Below are 20580 nucleotides of genomic sequence, written 5' to 3' on the forward strand. Positions count from 1 at the left end.
CGGGTGACCCCGCGCCTGACCGACCCCGAGCAGCTCAAGGAGCTGCTGGGCATCCCGTTCACCCCGGAGCAGACGGCCTGCATCACCGCGCCGCCCGCCCCGCAGGTCATCGTGGCCGGCGCCGGGTCCGGCAAGACCACCGTCATGGCCGCCCGCGTCGTCTGGCTCGTCGGCACCGGGCAGGTCGCCCCCGAGCAGGTCCTCGGCCTCACGTTCACCAACAAGGCCGCGGGCGAGCTGTCCGAGCGCGTGCGCAAGGCCCTCGTCGAGGCCGGGGTCACCGACCCCGACCCCAGGCCCGGCGACCCCGACCAGGCCCCCGGCGAGCCGCAGATCTCCACGTACCACGCGTTCGCCGGCCGCCTCCTCAAGGAGCACGGCCTGCGCATCGGCCTGGAGCCCAGCGCCCGGCTGCTCGCCGACGCCACCCGCTTCCAGCTCGCCGCCCGCGTCCTGCGCACCTCCCCGGGCCCGTATCCCGCGCTCACCCGCTCCTTCGGCGACCTCGTCCCCGACCTCCTCGCCCTCGACGGCGAGCTCGCCGAGCACCTCGTCGCGCCCGCGGGGCTCCGGGCGTACGACACCGGGCTGCTGACCGCCCTCGAAGGGGCCAAGCTCTCCAACGCCGACCTGCGGCGCGTGCCCGACACCGCCCGCGCCCGGCTCGAACTCCTCCACCTGGTCGAGGCGTACCGCGAGGAGAAGCGCAAGCGCGACCTCCTCGACTTCGGCGACCAGATCGCCCTCTCCGCCGAGCTGGCCCGCAGCAGGCCGGAGGTCGGGCAGATCATGCGCGAGCAGTTCGCCGTCGTCCTCCTCGACGAGTACCAGGACACCTCCGTCGCCCAGCGGCTGCTCCTCTCCGGCCTCTTCGGCGGCGGCACCGGCCACGCCGTCACCGCCGTGGGCGACCCCTGCCAGGCCATCTACGGCTGGCGCGGCGCCTCCGTGGCCAACCTGGACGACTTCCCGCTCCACTTCCCGCACGCCGACGGCAGCCCCGCCCGGCGGTTCGCGCTCAGCGAGAACCGCCGCAGCGGCGGCCGCCTCCTCGACCTCGCCAACGGCCTGGCCGCCCCGCTGCGCGCGCGCCACGCGGGCGTGGAGGCCCTGCGGCCCGCCCCCGGCGCCGAGCGGGACGGCGTGGTGCGCTGCGCCCTGCTGCCCACCCACGCCGAGGAGCTCCAGTGGCTCGCCGACTCCCTCGACCACCTGGTGCGCACGGGCACCCGGCCCGGCGACATCGCCGTCCTGTGCCGCACCGCCGTCGACTTCGCGCAGATCCAGGGCGCGCTCGTCGAGCGGGACGTCCCCGTGGAGGTCGTCGGCCTGTCCGGGCTGCTGCACCTGCCCGAGATCGCCGACCTCGTCGCCGTCTGCGAGGTCCTCCAGGACCCCACCGCCAACGCCGCGCTCGTGCGGCTGCTGATCGGCCCGCGCTGGCGCATCGGCCCGCGCGACCTCGCGCTGCTCGGCCGCCTCGCCCGCACGCTCGTGCCCCACGGCGGCGCCGGGACGGACCCCGAGCGCAGGCTCGCCGAGGCCGTCGAGGGCGTCGACCCGGCCGAGGTCGTCTCCCTCGCCGACGCCCTCGACAGCTTCCTGACGGCCGGCGGCCCCTCCCGGGCGGAGCCCGGTGCGGGCCAGGACGCCGGCCTGCCCTTCTCGTCCGAGGCCCGCGTCCGTTTCGCCCGCCTCGCCGCCGAACTCCGCGACCTGCGGCGCTCGCTGGCCGACCCGCTCATGGACGTCCTCCACCGGGTGCTCGCCGCCACCGGCCTGGAGGTCGAGCTGTCCGCCTCCCCGCACGCGCTGGCCGCCCGCAGACGCGAGACGCTCTCGCACTTCCTGGACATCGCCGCGGGCTTCGCCGCCGTCGACGGCGAGGCCGGCCTGCTCGCCTTCCTCGGCTTCCTGCGCACCGCCGCGCAGTACGAGAAGGGCCTCGACAGCTCCCTGCCCGGCGGGGAGAACACCGTCAAGGTCCTCACCGCGCACAAGTCCAAGGGCCTGGAGTGGGACGTGGTCGCCGTCCCCGGGCTCGTCACCAAGACCTTCCCCAGCGAGCAGTCCCGCGAGTCCTGGACCGCCCAGGCCAAGGTGCTGCCGCACGCCCTGCGCGGCGACGCGGACACGCTGCCCGACGTCGGGGCCTGGGACGGCAAGGGCCTGGCCGCGTTCAAGGCAGCCATGAAGGAACACCAGCGGACCGAGGAACTCCGCCTCGGCTACGTCACCTTCACCCGCCCCCGGTCCCTGCTCCTCGGCTCCGGCCACTGGTGGGGCCCCAGCCAGAAGCAGCCGCGCGGCCCGTCCGACTTCCTCCAGGCCCTGCGCGCGCACTGCGAGGCGGGCAACGGCGAGATCGAGGTCTGGGCCGAGGAGCCCGAGGAGGGCGCGGAGAACCCCGCCCTGGCCGAGCCGGACACGGACCACTCCTGGCCGCTGCCCCTCGACCCGGTCTCACTGACCCGCCGCCGGGCCGCCGCCGACGCGGTCCTCGCCCACCTCGACCGCGTGGCGGCCCGGCAGGACGAGCCCCCGCGCCCCACCGACCCCGACCCGGAGCCCGCCCACGACCCGGACTGGCCGCCGCCGGAGGACGAGGACCACCCGGACGCCTACGACGAGGGCCCGCCGTCGGCCGACGAGGACCTCACGGACTGGGACGCGCTGCCGACGACGCGCCCGCAGCCGCCCCTGCCCGCCCCCCGGCAGACACCGGACGAGGACGGCGCGGGCGGACCCGTACGCACGCCGCACGCGCGCGTGCGGCCGGAGGGCGACCCCGGATCCGGCCCTCCGCGTCACCACTTCGACTTCGACGAGCCGCCCGCGGGGCACTCGCTCGTGCCCGAGGAGGCCCGGCTCGTCGGGTCGTGGGACCGGGATCTGGAGGCGCTGGCCGGGGAGCTGCGCCGGGCACGCGCGAGCGTGCGCGAGGTGGTCCTGCCCGGGGCCCTGAGCGCCTCGCAGCTGGTGCGGCTCGCCGCCGACCCGGACGGGTTCGCGCACGAGCTGGCCCGCCCGATGCCGCGCCCTCCGCAGCCCGCCGCCCGCCGGGGCACCCGCTTCCACGCCTGGATCGAGTCCCGGTTCGAGGCGCTGCCCCTCCCGATGCTGGGACCCGACGAGCTGCCGGGCGCCGCCGAGGACGGCACGGACGCCCCGGAGATCGCCGACGAACGGGACCTCGCCGCGCTCAAGGCCGCCTTCGAGCGCACTCCGTACGCCCACCGCACGCCGTACCGCGTGGAGGCGCCGATCCAGCTCACCCTCTCGGGCCGAGTGATCCGCGGCCGCATTGACGCCGTCTACCGCGAGCGCGGCCCCCACGGCGACACGTACGAGATCGTCGACTGGAAGACGAGCCGCACCCACAATGCGGACCCCCTCCAGCTCGCGATCTACCGCGTCGCCTGGGCGGAACAGCACGGTCTGCCGCTGTCCGCCGTCACGGCCGCCTTCGTCTACGTGCGCGACGGCGAGACCGTCCGCCCCGAGGGCCTGCCGGACCGCGCGGGGCTCGAAGAGGTCCTGCTCGGGGAGGGCGCATGAGCAAGCCCGGTCATGGTCACGCCGTGTGGCCGGATAGGCTCGATGTCATGAGCGACACCCCGGACAGCGCTGTCCGCGCGTATATCGAAGAGCACCGCGACGCCTTCCTCGACGACCTGGTCGAGTGGCTCCGCATCCCCTCCGTGTCGGCGGATCCCGGCCGCGCCTCCGATGTGCGCCGCAGTGCTGACTGGCTGGCCGGGAAGCTCACCGCGACCGGCTTCCCGACCGTCGAGGTCTGGGAGACCGACGGCGCCCCGGCGGTGTTCGCCGAGTGGCCCTCCGGCGACGCCGGCGCCCCGACCGTCCTGGTCTACGGCCACCACGACGTGCAGCCCGCCGCCCGCGAGGACGGCTGGGACACCGAGCCCTTCGAGCCCGTCCTCAAGGACGGCCGGCTCCACGCCCGCGGTGCCGCGGACGACAAGGGCCAGGTCTTCTTCCACACCCTGGGCCTGCGGGCCCACCTCGCCGCGACCGGCCGCACCGCGCCCGCGGTCAACCTCAAGCTGATCATCGAGGGCGAGGAGGAGTCCGGTTCGCCGCACTTCCCGGCCCTCGTCCGCGCCCGCGCCGACCGCCTCGCGTGCGACACCGTGATCGTCTCCGACACCGGCATGTGGTCCGAGGACACCCCGACCGTCTGCACGGGCATGCGCGGCCTCACGGACTGCCAGATCGACCTGTACGGGCCGGGGCAGGACATCCACTCGGGCTCCTTCGGCGGTGCCGTGCCCAACCCGGCCACCGAGGCGGCGCGCCTGGTCGCCGCCCTGCACGACGAGGACCGCAAGGTCGCGATCCCCGGTTTCTACGACGGCGTCGTGGAGCTGACCGACCGCGAGCGCGAGCTGTTCGCGGAGCTGCCCTTCGACGAGAAGCAGTGGCTGCGCATCGCGCACTCCCACGCCTCCCTCGGCGAGAAGGGCTACACCACCCTGGAGCGGATCTGGGCCCGCCCCACCGCCGAGGTCAACGGCATGGGCGGCGGCTACCAGGGCCCCGGCGGCAAGACGATCGTGCCGTCCACCGCGCAGCTCAAGCTGTCCTTCCGGCTCGTCGCGGGCCAGGACACCGACGGTGTGCAGCAGGCCGTGCGCAAGTGGGTGGCCGACAGCCTGCCGGAGGGCATCCGCCACGAGATCAACTTCTGGGGCGTGACCCGCCCCTGCCTGACCCCGCTCGACCACCCGTACCTCCAGTCGGTCGTCCGGGCCATGGGCCGCGCCTTCGGGCAGAAGATCCTCTTCACGCGCGAGGGCGGCTCCGGCCCGGCCGCCGACCTCCAGGACGTGCTCGGCGTGCCGGTGCTGTTCCTCGGCATCTCGGTGCCGTCGGACGGCTGGCACGCGCCGAACGAGAAGGTCGAGCTGGACCTCCTCATGAAGGGCGTCGAGACCAGCGCCTATCTCTGGTCCGACCTGGCCGGAAGCAGTGACCGGTAGCTCGCGTTCTTGACGTACACCACCATCCGTAGGGGGAGTTGGAAGCAGCCGTGACCACCTGGACCGATCTGTCAGCCGCCCGGCCCATCACGCTCAGCGGCGACAGCGGCATCGACCGCGCCGCGCACCACCGCCTCGACGAGGCGTGGCTCGCCGCCGCGTGGAGCCACCCCTCCACGAGGGTCTTCGTGGTCTCCGGCGGGCAGGTGCTGATCGACGACACTCCCGACGGCCGCACCGAGCTGGTGATGACTCCGGCCTTCGAGGCGCCGGTCACCGAGACGCACCGCTATTTCCTGGGCGAGGACGAGAAGGGCGTCGCCTACTTCGCGCTCCAGAAGGACACGCTGCCCGGGCGCATGGACCAGTCGGCGCGCCCGGCCGGGCTCCGCGAGGCGGGGCTGCTGCTGTCGCCGCGCGACGCCGGGCTGCTGGTGCACGCGGTGGCCCTGGAGAACTGGCAGCGACTGCACCGCTTCTGCTCGCGCTGCGGTGAGCGCACGGTGGTGGCGGCCGCGGGCCATATCCGCCGCTGCCCCGCCTGCGGCGCGGAGCACTACCCCCGCACCGACCCGGCCGTCATCATGCTCGTCACCGACAAGGAGGACCGGGCGCTGCTGGGCCGGCAGATGCACTGGCCGGAGGGCCGCTTCTCGACGCTCGCGGGCTTCGTCGAGCCGGGCGAGTCCATCGAGCAGGCCGTGCGGCGGGAGGTCGCCGAGGAAGCGGGCGTGGTCGTCGGCGACGTGGAGTACGTCGCCAGCCAGCCCTGGCCCTTCCCGTCCAGCCTGATGCTGGGCTTCATGGCGCGGGCCACGTCCGCGGACATCCAGGTGGACGGCGAGGAGATCCACGAGGCCCGCTGGTTCTCGCGGGAGGAGCTGCGGGCGGCCTTCGCCTCCGGCGAGGTGCTGCCGCCCACCGGCATCTCCATCGCGGCCCGCCTCCTGGAGCTCTGGTACGGCGAGCCGCTGCCGCAGAGCCCGAGCTGAGCCGTCCGGGGCACCGTTCTCACGAGCCGGTGCCCCGCGGCCGGGCCGGGGTCAGGCGGCCAGAGCTTCCTTCACCTGGGCGAGGCTCGGGTTCGTCATGACCAGCTCGGTGCCCTTGGGGGAGACCACCAGGACGGTCGGGACCGTCTGGTTGCCGTCGTTCGCCTTTTCCACGAAGGCCGCGGAGTCGGCGTCGTGCTCGATGTTGATCTCGTTGTACGCGATTCCCTCGCGGTCCAGCTGGCTCTTCAGCCGACGGCAGTAGCCGCACCAGGTGGTGCTGTACATCGTCACGGTGCCCGACATGCGCCTCGTGCTCCTTCGGTGGTGGGTGTGGTGCCAGGAGTAGAACGCGCGCTCGTACAGGACCATTCCCGGGCGGCTGCCGCGACGGGGCGGCCGCCGAGCCGCCCACGGCCCGTACGGCGGTCCCGTCCGCCGCTCCGAGTGGACCCGGCCATTAATACGACCGGTCGGCCGTCCCTGTGGACGACATTCCCGGTCGCCCCCGCCGACCTGGCAGCATGGCGGGGTGACAGCAACCCTCTTCCCGCAGGTCCCGGACTCTGCCGACGCCGTGCTCGACGGGCTCGACCCCGAGCAGCGCGAGGTCGCGACGGCCCTCAGCGGTCCGGTGTGCGTGCTGGCCGGAGCGGGCACGGGCAAGACGCGCGCGATCACCCACCGGATCGCCTACGGCGTCCGCTCCGGGATGCTCCAGCCCGCGAGTGTGCTTGCCGTCACCTTCACCAACCGCGCCGCCGGAGAGATGCGCGGCCGGCTCCGCCAGCTGGGCGCGGGCGGCGTCCAGGCGCGCACGTTCCACTCGGCCGCGCTGCGCCAGCTCCAGTACTTCTGGCCCAAGGCCGTGGGCGGCGAGGTGCCGCGCCTGGTCGAGCGGAAGGTCCAGCTCGTCGCGGAGGCCGCGGCCCGCTGCCGGATCCGGCTCGACCGCAACGAGCTGCGCGACGTGACGGGCGAGATCGAGTGGTCGAAGGTCACCCAGACCGTCCCCGAGGACTACGCTCCCGCCGCCGCGAAGGCCGGCCGGGAAGCCCCCCGCGACCCCGCCGAGATCGGCCTGATCTACGGGACGTACGAGCAGCTCAAGCGCGACCGCGGCGTGATCGACTTCGAGGACGTCCTGCTGCTGACCGTCGGCGTCCTCCAGGACCGGCACGACATCGCGGAGACGGTGCGCCGCCAGTACCAGCACTTCGTGGTCGACGAGTACCAGGACGTCAGCCCGCTCCAGCAGCGGCTGCTGGAGCTGTGGCTTGGCGACCGCGACAACCTCTGCGTGGTCGGCGACGCCAGCCAGACCATCTACTCCTTCACCGGCGCCACCCCCGACCACCTGCTGAACTTCCGCACCCGCCACCCGCGCGCGACCGTCGTGAAGCTCATCCGGGACTACCGCTCCACCCCTCAGGTGGTCCACCTCGCCAACGGCCTCCTCTCGCAGGCCCGGGGCCGGGCCGCCGAGCACCGGCTGGAGCTGGTCTCCCAGCGCCCGGCGGGCCCCGAGCCCCGCTACACCGAGTTCGCGGACGAGCCCGCCGAGGCCGAGGGCACCGCGCGCCGGGTCCGCGAGCTCATCGGCTCCGGGGTCCCGGCCAGCGAGATCGCGATCCTCTATCGCATCAACGCCCAGTCCGAGGTCTATGAGCAGGCCCTCGCCGACGCCGGGGTGCCCTATCAGCTGCGCGGCGCCGAGCGGTTCTTCGAGCGCCCGGAGGTCCGTGAGGCCACCCTGCTGCTGCGGGGCGCCGCCCGTGCCGGAGGGCACTCCGACCCCCAGCTCGCCGACGCCGACGACGTGCCCTCCCAGGTGCGGGCCGTGCTCGGCACCCGTGGCTGGACCGCTGAGCCCCCCGCGGGCTCGGGGGCGGTCCGGGACCGCTGGGAGTCCCTGGCGGCCCTGGTGCGGCTGGCGGAGGACTTCGTACGGGCCAGACCGGCGGCCACCCTCGCCGACCTCGTCACCGAACTCGGCGAACGGGCGGCCGCCCAGCACGCGCCGACCGTCGAAGGTGTGACTCTCGCCTCACTCCACGCGGCCAAGGGTCTGGAGTGGGACGCCGTCTTCCTCGTCGGGCTGGCCGAGGGCATGATGCCGATCACCTATGCCAAGACCGACGAACAGGTCGAGGAGGAGCGCCGCCTGCTCTATGTGGGGGTCACCCGCGCCCGTCGCGACCTCTCCCTGTCGTGGGCGCTGTCCCGCACCCCGGGCGGCCGCGCGACCCGGCGCCCCACCCGCTTCCTGAGCGGGCTGCGGCCCGGCTCCGTCGCCCGCCCCGGCGGGGGAGGGGCGCCCGCCCTCACCGGCGGCACGGCGGGCGTCGAGCGGGGCGGCCCGCGCAGGCGCCGTGGGCCCGCGCGGTGCCGGGTCTGCGGCAAGACCCTGACGGACGCGGGCGAGATCAAACTGACGCGCTGCGAGGACTGCCCCTCCGACCTGGACGAGGCGCTCTACGAGCGGCTGCGCGACTGGCGGGCCGGGCAGGCGGGCCTGCTGGGCCAGCCCGCCTACTGCGTCTTCACCGACAAGACCCTGCTGGCGATCGCCGAGGCCGTGCCGGGAACCGAATCGGAGCTCGTGGGCATCTCAGGGGTGGGAGGACGGAAGCTCGACAAGTTCGGCGCCGACGTCCTGGCCCTGTGCGCGGGCAGGGAACCGGCATCGGAAGACGCGTCCGAAGTGACCTCGGAAGACGCCTCGGAAGAAACTCCGGAAAAATAGTTTGCGCACGCGGACGGCATACCCATAGCCTTCCGAGCACGGAGACAGCGGCTCTTTCGAGTTCCGGTGGATCCGTGCTGTACTGAACCGTCCGGACCGGTTTCAACCGGTCCCCAAGACGCCGAGAGGAGGCGGAGACCAATGATCAGCTTCAAGACCTGCAACAAAATGACCGATCGTCCGGTCGTCGCCACCCGTCCCCTCGGCCTCACTGTCGGCTCTCTCTCCCTGTTCCAGGGCACCGGTCTGTCCATCGCAGGCTTTGCCCCGGTCAATGAGCGACCGACCAAGGCGTCCGCGGTAAGGGCAGCAGCAGCGGCACAGGCCCAGGCCTATGCCATTGAAGCGGCGACCGACGGCGCCGGATCCCTGAACGCGCAGCAGCAGCACCTCACGATGTGGGCCTTCCGTGGGCTCGAACCCTGGAGAGATCCAGCCTGATCGGCATGATCAGGTCGGCACCTTCCAGGGCCGCGGAACCCACACCGGGATCCGCGGCCCTTTTGTTTGCCCCCTCGCCCGTGCGGGGGGAACCAGCCCGGCCACAAGCCGGAAGACAAGACGAGGAACAAACACCGTGCAACTCAAGGCACACACCCCGTCAGTAGCGACCGACCTGATCCCCCCGCCTGTCCCCACGGAGGACTCCTTGACCCCGCTCACCGCCCTCACCGACCTCGACGACGCCATCGAGAACTTGGGCACGCCCGTCCCCTGCCGCAGCTACGACCCGGAGGTCTTCTTCGCCGAGACCCCGGCCGACGTGGAGTACGCCAAGTCGCTCTGCCAGACCTGCCCGCTCCGCGAGGCCTGCCTGGCCGGTGCCCTGGACCGGCGTGAGCCGTGGGGTGTCTGGGGCGGCGAGCTCTTCGTCCAGGGCGTCGTGGTGGCCCGCAAGCGGCCCCGTGGCCGTCCGCGCAAGAACCCGGTCGCCGCATGAGCGTCTTCGGCACCATCGACCGCCCCACCACGCACGACCCCAAGAAGCAGGATCCGACGATGAACCGCCCCTCCGCCGAGCCATTCGGCCCCGAAGCCCTCACCCGTGACACCGCCGGCGCGACCGCCCCGCGCCAGAACAGGAACCTTGAAATGCAACTCATCCCAGAAGCCCTGGCCCGTGCTCATATGCACGAACGCCTCCGGGTGGCCGAGGCCGAGCGAAGGGCCGTCCGGCTGGTCACCGCCCGTCGGATGCAGCGCCGCGCCGAGCGCGCCTCGCTGCGCGCCCGCCGCGCGCTGGCCATGGCCGTGATGCACTGAGCCGGGCCACAGCCCGGGCCCAGGGCTCACCCGGAGCTCATCCCGATCCCCGCGGGGCCGGTCCGAACGGACCGGCCCCGCGGGGCGTTGGGTGCGTTGTGCCCTCCCGGCGCGTCCACGGGGATATCGTCTGGGAGTGGACCAGAAGACGCATGAATCAGTGCAGTTGGACCCTGAGGCCACCGAGACCGCCGCGCCCGTGACGTGCGCTCGCTGTGGCACCGCCGCCGACGGTACGCCGCCGACCTGGACCTGCTCCGTCGAGAACGGCAGCCGCCGCTACTTCTGCGACGACTGCGCCCGTGCCAACCTCAGAGCGATCGAGAGCCGACTCGACTCGTCCTGGTGGTGAGGGCCCGCCCCCGGCCCGTCAGGCGGGCGTCTCCTGACTCTCGTCCGCCGCCGCGAAGCCGGGCACCCACGCCTCCATCTCGTCTCTCAGCCGCACGGTCGCACCCAGCTGACACAGCACTCCGATGGTGCTGGTCGTCACCCGGTGTATCAGCAGATAGGCCGGTGGCAGATTGAGCTGCCGCCCCAGCTGATAGGCGGGCGAGCGCGGATCGGCGATCCGCGTCGCCTGGGCGCGCATCCAGCCCCGGGTGAAGGTGAACTCCGCCACCTGGGCGGGCTCGATGATCGGCAGCAGATAATCCAGCACCGCCCCGGGGTCCAGCTCGATCTCCGGCTTGACGAACCCCTCGTCCCGCAGCAGCTCGTGGACCGCCTCCGCGTCGCCGTCCAGCGTCAGCCGCAGCGCCGTGCCGATCGTCGGCGGCAGCCCCTGCGGCAGCCGGTCCACCGTGCCGAAGTCCAGCACGCCCAGCCGCCACTTCTCCGGCGGGCCGTCGGGGGCGTCCCCGGTCAGCAGCCGGAAATTGCCCGGGTGCGGATCGGCGTGCAGCAACCCGGTGCGCGCCGCGCCCGAGAAGAGGAAGCGCGCCAGCAGCTGACCGGCCCGGTCCCGCTGCTCCTGGGTGCCGTCCGCTATCACCTCGGACAGCGGCACCCCTTCCATCCACTCCGTGACCAGCACCTGATCGCTCTGGTGCACCACCTCCGGGACGGTCACATCCGGATCGCTCGCGAACTCCCGGGCGTGCGCCGCCTGCGCGCGGGCCTCCAGCTCGTAGTCCAGCTCCTCGGCCACCCGGTCGCGGAGCTCGGAGATGAGCGGCTTGATGTCTATGCCCGGGATCAGCGGCCCCAGCAGCCGGGCGAAGCGCCCCAATTGGGTGAGGTCGGACAGCAGTGCCTCGCCCGCGCCCGGGTACTGCACCTTCACGGCAACCTCGCGCCCGTCGTGCCAGACCGCCCGGTGCACCTGCCCGATCGACGCGGCCGCCGCGGGCTGGTCCTCGAACTCCTCGAACAGCTCCCGCCAGTTTGGGCCGAGCCGCTCCGCCAGCGCCGCGTGCACCGACTTCGTCGGCATCGGAGGGGCCGCCTCCTGAAGCTTGGTCAGCGCCGCCCGATAGGGGCCCGCCACCTGCTCCGGGAGCGCCGACTCAAAGACGGACAACGCCTGACCCAGCTTCATCGCACCCCCCTTGAGCTGGCCCAGGGTCGCGAACAGCTGCTCGGCCGTGCGCTGCTGCAACTCCGTGGCGATCAGCTCCGCGGACCGGCCGCCGATGCGTTTGCCGAGCCCGAGCGCCGTGCGCCCCGCGAACCCCAACGGCAGCGCGGCCAACTTGGCGGTACGTGTGACCGCCTTGCGGGGTAGATCGGACATGCGACCCTCCAACTAGCTGAACAGCCACGCCGCGGACGGCGGTTACCTGCTCATTGTCCCGTGCGGTGCCCCCGCGGCCGAGGCATATCCGGGATCCGGAGATCCCGCCGCGCCGCACGGGCACCGCGGATGCGGCTCGACGGGCCGCGGGGACCAGGCCGGGCCCGGCAGGGCCAGCTCCAGCCGCACCCCCGCGCTCGCCGGGGACCCGCCGTCGAGGAAGGACAGCGCCCGCCCCACGGTCAGCCCCGCCACAACCGTGGCCAGTGCCATGTCGCACGACGGTACCCCCGAGCCACGGCCGGACCGCCACTGGGCGAGCATCCGGGGCCAGGCCGGATCCCGCTCGGCCCGCCCGAGCTCCACACAGCCCGCGCACGCCGACCCGCCGGGCACCACCAGCGGCCCCACCACTCCGGTGGCTTCCAGGACGCCCGCGTACATATGGGGAGTTCCGGACAGGACGAGCTCCTCCGCGGCCGCCGGGTCGGGGGCATAGGCGGCGAGCCCGTCACGCGGGGCGAACACCACCAGGGCCAGCGGGGGCTCGGCACCGGCGCCACCCGGGGAGCGTGGCCGCGGACCCGGCGCGGCCTGCCGGACCACCCGCCGCGCGGCGCCATCGCGACGCTCCCCGATCCGCTCGAAACCCACACCGCCCGGGCCCACGTCCCAAGGTTCCACACAGCCGCCGTCCTGGACGTCGACCTGTCCCACCCCCGACGCCGACAGCAGTGCCGCGACGGCCGCGCCCACCCGTCCGGCGCCGCGCACCTGCACCCGCAGCGCACGGCGGGCGGCCATGATCCCCATCGCCGCCCCCGCGCCGGCGTGGAGGACGGACAAGGAGGCCAGGTCCGGCCGCAGCCGCTCCAGCGCCGGACCCTGGTCGCGCAAGGCAGCGGCACCTCCGCCCCCGGCCCGTGGGTCGTCGAGCAGCCCGGCCCGGGTCAACCGCTCGACCAGGGCGTCGGCCCGCCCCTCGGGCAGGCCGACGGCTCTGGCCTCCTCCCTGAGCAGTGGCATGCCGCGTGTCCCGTCCAGCAGGGGCAGGAAGCTGCCCGTCGCCGTGTCCACCGGCCCGACGGCCACCGCGTGCGCGGGAGCCACGCCGAACTGCACCGTGTCCCGATTGCGCCAGCTCCGGCGCAGCGCGGGTTTGAGCATCGGGTGCGCGCGGTCCGGCTGGGTGGGGCCCGGCGGCGCGGAGCTCGTATCCCCGGCGCCCGGAGCCGTCCGCGGGGAGCCGGGCCGCGTGACACCGTCCCACGCGGTGTCCGCGCACGTCGTTGCGTTCCTCTGCATGGTCTTCCCCCTCCGTCGGCCTCCAGAGTGGGCCTCCCGGCGGTGCGCCGCGCGAAGTTATCCACAAGCGCTGGGTGATTGTCGTACAAGCCGTGCACTCTCCGGTGTCTTTCCCCCGACAAGGAGCGATGGGCGGGACTTCACGCGCCGCCAGCGGGTAACGTCGGGGCGTGCCCGTCGATCCTCTGCACAGTGCCGCAAGACCACCGCGCAGCATTCCGAGCCCGCTGACCAGCGGATCGGATACCAGTGCGGTCGAGGTCAGACGGAGCGCGCGCCGCCGCAGAACGGTCTCCGCGTACCGCGAGGGGGACCGGACCGTCGTGCTGATCCCCGCCCGGATGTCGGATGCGGAGGAGCAGCGCTGGGTGACGGTGATGCTCGACAAGCTCGCTGCCCAGGAGAGCAAGCGGATGCTCGGCGACGCCGAGCTCGCCGACCGGGCGGGGCGGCTCTCGGCGCAGTATCTCGGCGGCCGGGCCCGCCCGGAGACGGTCCGCTGGGTGACCAATCAGAACACCCGCTGGGGTTCGTGCACCCCGGCCGAGGGCAGCATCCGCCTCTCGCACCGGCTGAAGGGCATGCCGGAGTACGTCGTGGACTATGTGCTGCTCCACGAGTTGGCGCATCTGCTCGTCCCCGGGCACGGGCCCGGATTCTGGCGGCTCCTGGAGGCGTATCCGCGGACCGAGCGCGCCCGTGGATACCTCGAAGGTGTGGTCGCCGCCGACCGGTTGCCCCATCTTCCCGCGGCGCGCAGCGAATAGCGCGAACGCGTTTCGGCCCGGGTGCGAACGGCCCGGAGCCGTAAGGGTCCGGCTCAGCCGTTAGCCTGACGCAACGCATTCATCACACGTTCGGATGGGGGACGGTCGTTACGCATGGCCAGGGAATTCCAGCGCGGCCACAAGGCCAAGATCAGTGATCTGACGGCGGGGACCGATCTGTACGTGGGTGTGCAGATCGCCGGCCCCGGCCTGACCTTCGACATCAGCTGCTTCGGCCTCGACGCCCAGGAGCGGCTGTCCGACGACCGGTACTTCATCTTCTTCAACCAGCCGGAGTCGCCCGAGGGCGCCATTCGGCAACTCGGCGCGCAGGCCGGTGACACGGAATCCTTCCGCGTCACGCTCGACCGGATTCCCGCGCACGTGCGGAAACTGACCTTCACGGCCACCGTCGACGGCGCCGGCCAGATGTCGCAGATCGGGCCCGGGTATCTCCGCGTCGTCGCCGGCGGCGAGGAAGTCGCGCGCTACTCCTTCACCGGCGCGGAATTCAGCACCGAACGCGCGGTGATGCTCGCCGACTTCTATATGAAGGACTTCTGGCGGTTCGCCGCCGTGGGACAGGGCTTCGACGGCGGACTGGAAGCGCTCCTCAAGAATTTCGGCGGCGAGGTGCTGGACGAGGAGCCCGAGCCCGCCCAGGCACCGGCCCCCGTGTCCGCCCCCGCTCCCGCCCCCGCCTTCGCGCCCCCGGCGCAGGCCGCGGCGCCTCCCGCCTTCGCGGCCCCGGCCCAGCAGGGACCGCCACCGCCCCCGAGCGCGCCGCAGGCCCCTTTCCAGACCCCGCCGCCCCCGGCGCCCGCGCCCCCGTACCAGCACCGGACCCCGCCGCCGCAGGGCAGCACCCCGCCCCCGGCGCCCTCCTCCCCGCAGATGCACGCGGCGCCCACGCTCGCCGCGCCGATCGCCCCGCCCGGTTACTTCGCCGAGCACGGTGGCGGCGCGCTCGGCGGTCAGCTCCCGCACCCGCCCGGCCCGCCGGGAGCGCCCGGTCAGCACGCTCCGTACGGCCGGCAGCAGCCGGGCGGGTACGGATACCCCGGCCCGCCGCCGCAGCCCTACGGCGTGTCTCCGCAGGCGGCGCCCCAGCAGGGTGTGCCCTACCCCGGCCGGCCCGCGCCGTACGGCCAGGCCGCGCCCGGCGCCTCCGCGTCGGGCGGTGCCCAGGCGGCCTTCGAGAAGTACCGCGAAGTGCCCACCGGGCAGCGGTGGACGCTCCAGAACTCCAAGCTCGTCCGCGTCGACCTCGGAGTCGACCAGCAGCCCGTGCTGGCCCGGCAGGGCAGCATGGTGCTCTACCAGGGCAAGGTCGACTTCGGCTACAAGGGCGCGGGCTTCGCCGGGCGCATCATGGGCAATGTCACCGGCCAGGAGATGCAGCTGATGCGCTGCACCGGCCGCGGACAGGTCTTCCTGGCCGAGAACTCCGCCCATGTGCACCCGATCGAGCTCCAGGGCGACGCCATCTGCGTCTCCGCGGACGCGGTGCTCGCCTTCGACGAGTCGCTCCAGCACGAGGTCCGCCGGATCGAGGGCCACGGCATCCCCGGCGGCGCCCTGTTCACCATGCAGTTCCAGGGCCACGGCACCGTCGTCGTCAAGACCCACGGGGTTCCCGTAGTGCTGCCGGTCACCCCGACGACCTACGCGGACAGCAACGCCGTCGTCGCCTGGTCCGCCGCCGCACAGGTGATCATTTCCAGCCAGGTGCGGCTGCGCCGCAACTCCTACCCGGGCCACAGCGGAGAGACCGTGAACCTCCAATTCCGCGGCGCGCCCGGCAATTTCATCGTCGTCCAGCCCTACGAGGTCTGAGGGAGCCCGAAATGACCATGCATCAGACACCGTTCGCGGGCCATGCCCCGACCCCCGTCGTGGCGCGCATGGAGAACCACGGCAGCAACATGCTGAAGGTCGCCATGCAGTCCGGCCACGACCTGTTCGCCCGGACGGGCTCGATGATCGCGTACGAGGGCTACGTCCAGTACGAGGCGAACCCGCCCGCCCTCCGGCAGATGGCCTCCCAGTGGCTCACCGGAGAGGGCATGCCGCTGATGAAGTGCCACGGCGACGGGCTGCTCTACCTCGCCGACTACGGCGCGGACGTCGTCTGCCTCCAGCTCGACGGGGACTCGCTCTCCGTCAACGGCACCAACATCCTCGCCTTCGACGCCCACCTGCAGTGGGGCGTGCAGCGCGTGAAGGGGATGGCGAAGTTCGCGGGGCAGGGCCTGTTCAACGTGGCCGTCTCCGGCACCGGGTGGGTGGCGCTCACCTCCCGCGGCACCCCGATCGTCGTCGACTGCGGCCGTGGCGACGACGAGACCTATGTGGACCCCGACGCGCTCGTCGCCTGGTCCACCGGCCTCAAGATGAAGGGGAAGCGCAGCTTCAAGGCCTCCTCCATGATCGGCCGGGGCAGTGGCGAGGCCTATCAACTGGGCTTCTCCGGCCAGGGATTCGTGGTCGTACAGCCCAGCGAGGACAGCACTGACCGGCTCCGGGCGCGGGGCTGAGGGGGAGCGAAGACAGCATGCAGAGCCCGCTTTTCGGCCACACCGAAGCACAGACGCAGGAGCGCTACGCCCTGCAGAACCCGCAGCTGCTGCGGGTCTCCCTCACCGGCCACGACGACGTCCTCGCCCGGAAGGGCTCCATGGTCGCCTACCAGGGCATGATGGAGTTCGACGGCGAGTACCAGTCCCGCGGTCAGCACGCCTCGCTCACGCGCACCGGCGAGGGCCTGGACCTGATGCGCTGCTCGGGGCAGGGCACGGTCTTTTTCGCCAACCTCGCCCAGCACGTCCACGTGGTCGACGTGGACCACAACGGCCTCACCGTCGACAGCGCCTACGTCCTCGCGCTGGACTCCACCCTGCACTGGGACACCATCGCGGTGGACAGCCAGTTCGGGATCTCCGGCACCGGCGCGTACAACCTCGTCATCAGCGGACAGGGCAAGGTCGCCCTGATGACCTCCGGCCAGCCGCTGATGCTCCAGGTCACCCCGGACAAGTACGTCAACGCCGACGCGGACGCCGTCGTCGCCTGGTCGACCTCCCTGGTCGTCCAGATGCAGGCACCCACGTCCTCGTCGGGCGTCTGGCGGCGCCGGGGCAGCACGGGTGAGGGCTGGGAGCTGAACTTCCAGGGCCACGGTATGGCCCTCGTCCAGCCCAGCGAGCTCCTCCCGCCGCAGGGCGCGGAGATCGGCCAGGGGCTCATGGCGCAGTACGGCATCGGCCAGCAGGGCGCGCACGCCCAGAACCAGGGCAACAGCTGGTCCAGCCGCTGAGCCGTGTAAGGGGCGGTCGCCCAGGCGACCGCCCCTTACACACGCATCAGCTCGCTACGACAGCCGCGCCAGTGTCCGCTTCAGCAGTTGGACGACCGAGTCGTCCGCGACCTGGGCCACCTCGTCGTACGGGAACCACCGCAGGTCCAGCGACTCGTCACTGATGGCCTCGACCGCGCCCTCCGGGACCAGCGCCGCGTACTGCACGTCCAGATGCCAGTGGCAGGGCGCCGGGATCGGATGCCGGTCGAGCCGCACCGGACCGCCCGGCAGCAGCGTCAGACCCGCGATCCCCGACTCCTCCGTGGCCTCCCGGAGCGCGGCCTCCATGAGCGTGCCGTCGCCCGGCTCGCAGTGGCCGCCCATCTGGAGCCACATCCGCAGCTTGCGGTGCAGCGTGAGCAGCACCCGGCCGCGCGCCGGGTCGATCACCAGCGCGCTCGCCGTGATGTGCCCGGCGCCGCAGGCCTTCCACATGCCGTCCGGGTGCTCGGCGAGGTGGTCCAGATAGAGCCCGCGCAGCTCCTCCTGGTCCTCGTACTCCTTCAGGACGAGGACGGCGTTCTCGTGCAGGCTCACTTCTTGTCGTCACCTTCGCCGGAGTCGTCGCCCGCACTGGGCTCCGTGCCGGAGTCCTTCGTCAGATCCGGCTTCGCGGCGCCACCGGCCGCCTCGCCCAGCATCTTGTCGATCTCGGAGAAGTCCAGGTGCTCGCGGTGGACGAACCCGTCCGGGTCGTCCAGGTCGGCGGCCGTCGGCAGCATGTCCGGGTGCTCCCAGAGGCCGTCACGGCCCTCCAGACCACGCGCGTCGGTCAGCGACGCCCACAGCCGGGAGGCGTCGCGCAGCCGGCGCGGACGCAGCTCCAGGCCGATCAGCGTGGCGAAGGTCTGCTCCGCCGGGCCACCGGAGGCACGCCGCCTGCGCAGGGTCTCGCGCAGCGCGCCTGCCGATGGCAGGTGCGGTTCGGCGGCCGCGTGCACGACCGCGTCCACCCAGCCCTCGACCAGCGCGAGCGCGGTCTCCAGGCGGGCCAGGGCGGCCTTCTGCTCGGGGGTGTCCTGCGGCTGGAACATGCCCTGCTGGAGGGCGTCCTGCAGCTGCTCGGGGTGCGAGGGGTCGAGCTGGCCGACCACGTCCTCCAGCTTGGAGGTGTCGACCTTGATGCCCCGGGCGTAGCCCTCGACGGCACCGAAGAGGTGCGAGCGCAGCCACGGCACGTGGGCGAAGAGACGCTGGTGCGCGGCCTCGCGCAGGGCCAGGTACAGCCGGACCTCGTCCTGAGGGACGCCGAGGCCGGAGCCGAAGGCCTCGATGTTCACCGGCAGCAGCGCGGCCTTGCCCGCGGGGCCGAGCGGCAGGCCGATGTCGGTGGAACCGACGACCTCGCCCGCCAGCACGCCCACGGCCTGGCCGATCTGCGTGCCGAACATGGCGCCGCCCATGGACCGCATCATGCCGAGCAGCGGGCCCGCCATGGCCTGCATCTCCTCGGGCAGCACGTCGCCCATGGCCGCGCCGACGCGCTCGGCGACCGGGTCGACCAGGTCCTTCCACACCGGCAGGGTCGCCTCGACCCACTCGGCGCGGCTCCAGGCCACCGCCGTGCCCGAGCCCGACGGCAGCGACGTCACGCCGTCCAGCCACAGGTCCGCCAGGCGCACGGCCTCCTCGACCGCGGCCCGCTCACCGGACGTGACGCTGGCGTCCTTGGAGCCGTCGGCGGTGCCCTGCGCGACGGTCTGCCGCGCGATGTCCTTGGCCATGTCCCAGTTCACCGGGCCGCCCTCGTAGGAGAGCATCTGCCCGAGCTGCTGGAAGGCCGCGCCCAGGTCGTTCGGGTTCAGGGAACCGAACATCGCGGCGAAGGGGTTGTCCCCACCGCCCGCGGGGCCGCCGAACCCGAACGGATTCGCGGGTCCCTGGCCGCCCTGGCCGTCGCCCTTCCTCTTGCCGTCGCCGCCGTTCTCCGGCTCCTCCGGCGGCAGACCGAATCCGAATGGGTTGTCACTCACGGGTTTCCTCGGCTCGTAGGGCCGCCGGCTTCGAGAACCGACGGCGAATGCCCGACATCACCACCCAGCGTAGACACCCCCGCCCGTATCCGGGCTTGGTGCTTCGCCGACCCCGGGCCTGCGGCAGGATGGACGTCACCTGGTACGTACGTGTCATGACCCGTACGTACTGAAGACAACCGCTGGAGATGCCCGGTGAGTTCCCCTGACCGAGAAGTTCGCGCAGCGCGAAACGGTTCCGCGCGTGACAGTACGAGCCCGCATGCCCGCCGTCGGCCGGTCGTCGCGGTCACCGGCGCCGCCCGCGGCGTCGGCGCGCTGCTCACGCAGCGGCTCGCCGCCTCCGAGGAGATCAAGCAGGTCGTCGCCATCGACGAGCGCCGCGGCGACGTGTCCGAGGCGCAGTGGCACGTCCTGGACGTACGGGACCCGGTGATCGCCGAGAAGCTGCGGGGCGCCGACGTCGTCGTGCACCTCGCGCTCGACCTCGACCTGGAGAGCGACCCGGCGGCCCGCACCGCCTACAACGTGCGGGGCACCCAGACCGTGCTGACGGCCGCCGCGGCCGCCGGGGTGCACCGCGTGGTGCTGTGCACCTCCGCGATGGTCTACGGCGCGCTGCCGGACAACGACGTGCCGCTCGCCGAGGATGCGGAGCTCCGGGCGACCGCGGAGGCCACGGGTGTGGGCGATCTGCTGGAGATAGAGCGGCTCGCCCGGAGGGCGCCTCGCGCGCACCCCGGGCTGAACGTCACGGTGCTGCGTCCCGCCGTCCTCGTCGGCGGCACCGACACGGCCCTGACGCGTTACTTCGAATCGCCCCGCCTCTTGGTCGTCGCCGGGTCCCGGCCGACGTGGCAGTTCTGCCACGTGGAGGACCTCGTGAGCGCGCTGGAGTTCGCCGCCCTGGAGAAGGCCGAGGGCGAGCTGGCGGTGGGCTGCGACGGCTGGCTGGAGCAGGAGGAGGTCGAGGAGCTCACCGGCATCCGGCGCATGGAGCTGCCCTCGGCCGTCGCGCTCGGCGCGGCCTCCCGGCTGCACCGCCTGGGGCTGACCCCCTCGCCCGCGGGCGACCTGGAATACACGATGCACCCGTGGGTGGTCAGCGGGAGCAGGCTGCACGACGCGGGCTGGCGGCCCCGCTGGACCAACGAGGAGGTCCTCGCGGAGCTGCTGGAGGAGGTCGCCGGGCGGCACACGGTCGCGGGCCGCCGGCTCGGCCGCAAGGACGCCACCGCCGCGGGTGCCGCGGGGGCGACCGTGGCACTGCTGGGCACCGCCGCCCTGGTCCGCCGCGCCCGCAAGGCCCGCCGCAGGCTGTAGCGGCCCCCGTACGGGCCGCGGAGGCGCCCGTACGGCCCGGAAGCCCGGCAACGGCTGGAGAAGCGTCCATACGGGCGCACGAACAGCCTGTCGAACGCCCATGCCCGGACGTCCG

The 20580-nt window shown here is 73.0% G+C and carries 18 protein-coding genes; 13 read left to right on the forward strand and 5 right to left on the reverse strand.

Annotated elements, in window-relative coordinates; genetic code table 11:
• Positions 1-3 precede the first annotated feature (3 nt).
• The 3 genes from DXZ73_RS27765 to nudC are packed head-to-tail and all read left to right on the forward strand — an operon-like array spanning position 4 to position 5995.
• Positions 4-3558 (forward strand): ATP-dependent DNA helicase, encoded by a 3555-nt coding sequence (locus DXZ73_RS27765; RefSeq protein WP_116213767.1) that lies wholly within the window; start codon positions 4-6, stop codon positions 3556-3558.
• A 47-nt stretch (positions 3559-3605) separates the two neighbouring features.
• Positions 3606-5003 carry a dipeptidase gene (locus DXZ73_RS27770; RefSeq protein WP_116213768.1) on the forward strand — a complete coding sequence of 466 codons (1398 nt, stop codon included), beginning with the start codon at positions 3606-3608 and terminating at the stop codon, positions 5001-5003.
• Positions 5004-5053: 50 nt separating this feature from the next.
• Positions 5054-5995 (forward strand): NAD(+) diphosphatase, encoded by a 942-nt coding sequence (nudC, locus tag DXZ73_RS27775; protein WP_116213769.1) that lies wholly within the window; start codon positions 5054-5056, stop codon positions 5993-5995.
• Between the two features lie 51 nt (positions 5996-6046).
• On the opposite strand, the gene DXZ73_RS27780 is transcribed toward nudC, so the two are convergent.
• Complete coding sequence (locus tag DXZ73_RS27780) at positions 6047-6301, reverse strand: mycoredoxin (RefSeq protein ID WP_116213770.1); 255 nt, start codon at positions 6299-6301, stop codon at positions 6047-6049.
• A 226-nt stretch (positions 6302-6527) separates the two neighbouring features.
• On the opposite strand from DXZ73_RS27780, the gene DXZ73_RS27785 reads away from it, so the two are divergent.
• The 5 genes from DXZ73_RS27785 (at position 6528) to DXZ73_RS27805 (ending at position 10356) form a co-directional block, all read left to right on the forward strand.
• Positions 6528-8741, forward strand: coding sequence for an ATP-dependent DNA helicase UvrD2 (locus DXZ73_RS27785; protein WP_240351511.1), 2214 nt, complete (start codon positions 6528-6530; stop codon positions 8739-8741).
• A gap of 141 nt (positions 8742-8882) precedes the next feature.
• Positions 8883-9182 carry a hypothetical protein gene (locus DXZ73_RS27790; protein WP_116213772.1) on the forward strand — a complete coding sequence of 100 codons (300 nt, stop codon included), beginning with the start codon at positions 8883-8885 and terminating at the stop codon, positions 9180-9182.
• Between the two features lie 136 nt (positions 9183-9318).
• On the forward strand, positions 9319-9681 hold the full coding sequence (locus DXZ73_RS27795; RefSeq protein ID WP_116213773.1) for a WhiB family transcriptional regulator: 363 nt from the start codon (positions 9319-9321) through the stop codon (positions 9679-9681).
• The gene (locus DXZ73_RS27800) at positions 9678-10004 is read left to right on the forward strand and encodes a hypothetical protein (protein ID WP_116213774.1); all 327 of its coding nucleotides are present in this window, start codon (positions 9678-9680) and stop codon (positions 10002-10004) included. The genes DXZ73_RS27795 and DXZ73_RS27800 overlap by 4 nt, the downstream gene beginning before the upstream one ends.
• A 136-nt stretch (positions 10005-10140) precedes the next feature.
• Positions 10141-10356, forward strand: a complete 216-nt coding sequence (locus DXZ73_RS27805) for a hypothetical protein (RefSeq protein WP_425315871.1) — start codon at positions 10141-10143, stop codon at positions 10354-10356.
• A gap of 18 nt (positions 10357-10374) precedes the next feature.
• On the opposite strand, the gene DXZ73_RS27810 is transcribed toward DXZ73_RS27805, so the two are convergent.
• Positions 10375-11739 (reverse strand): ABC1 kinase family protein, encoded by a 1365-nt coding sequence (locus DXZ73_RS27810; RefSeq protein WP_116213776.1) that lies wholly within the window; start codon positions 11737-11739, stop codon positions 10375-10377.
• Positions 11740-11781: 42 nt separating this feature from the next.
• Complete coding sequence (locus DXZ73_RS27815) at positions 11782-12906, reverse strand: ThiF family adenylyltransferase (protein ID WP_116215899.1); 1125 nt, start codon at positions 12904-12906, stop codon at positions 11782-11784.
• A 308-nt stretch (positions 12907-13214) separates the two neighbouring features.
• On the opposite strand from DXZ73_RS27815, the gene DXZ73_RS27820 reads away from it, so the two are divergent.
• The 4 genes from DXZ73_RS27820 (at position 13215) to DXZ73_RS27835 (ending at position 17127) form a co-directional block, all read left to right on the forward strand.
• Positions 13215-13811, forward strand: coding sequence for a M48 family metallopeptidase (locus tag DXZ73_RS27820; protein WP_116213777.1), 597 nt, complete (start codon positions 13215-13217; stop codon positions 13809-13811).
• Between the two features lie 114 nt (positions 13812-13925).
• A complete protein-coding gene (locus DXZ73_RS27825) occupies positions 13926-15647 on the forward strand; it encodes a TerD family protein (RefSeq protein ID WP_116213778.1) in 1722 nt (573 codons plus the stop codon).
• A gap of 17 nt (positions 15648-15664) precedes the next feature.
• Entirely contained in the window at positions 15665-16348 is a 684-nt protein-coding gene (locus DXZ73_RS27830) for an AIM24 family protein (RefSeq protein ID WP_116215900.1), read from the forward strand.
• Between the two features lie 17 nt (positions 16349-16365).
• Positions 16366-17127 (forward strand): AIM24 family protein, encoded by a 762-nt coding sequence (locus DXZ73_RS27835; protein ID WP_116213779.1) that lies wholly within the window; start codon positions 16366-16368, stop codon positions 17125-17127.
• Between the two features lie 54 nt (positions 17128-17181).
• On the opposite strand, the gene DXZ73_RS27840 is transcribed toward DXZ73_RS27835, so the two are convergent.
• The gene (locus tag DXZ73_RS27840; RefSeq protein WP_116213780.1) at positions 17182-17706 is read right to left on the reverse strand and encodes an NUDIX hydrolase; all 525 of its coding nucleotides are present in this window, start codon (positions 17704-17706) and stop codon (positions 17182-17184) included.
• Positions 17703-19142, reverse strand: coding sequence for a zinc-dependent metalloprotease (locus DXZ73_RS27845; protein ID WP_116213781.1), 1440 nt, complete (start codon positions 19140-19142; stop codon positions 17703-17705). Before DXZ73_RS27845 ends, DXZ73_RS27840 begins: the two co-directional genes overlap by 4 nt.
• Positions 19143-19337: 195 nt before the next feature.
• Between DXZ73_RS27845 and DXZ73_RS27850 the strand changes: the two genes are divergently transcribed.
• Positions 19338-20465, forward strand: coding sequence for an SDR family oxidoreductase (locus tag DXZ73_RS27850; RefSeq protein ID WP_116213782.1), 1128 nt, complete (start codon positions 19338-19340; stop codon positions 20463-20465).
• Positions 20466-20580 lie beyond the last annotated feature (115 nt).

It is taken from the genome of Streptoverticillium olivoreticuli subsp. olivoreticuli, assembly GCF_003391135.1.
GTDB classification, from domain to species: Bacteria; Actinomycetota; Actinomycetes; order Streptomycetales; family Streptomycetaceae; genus Streptomyces; species Streptomyces blastmyceticus.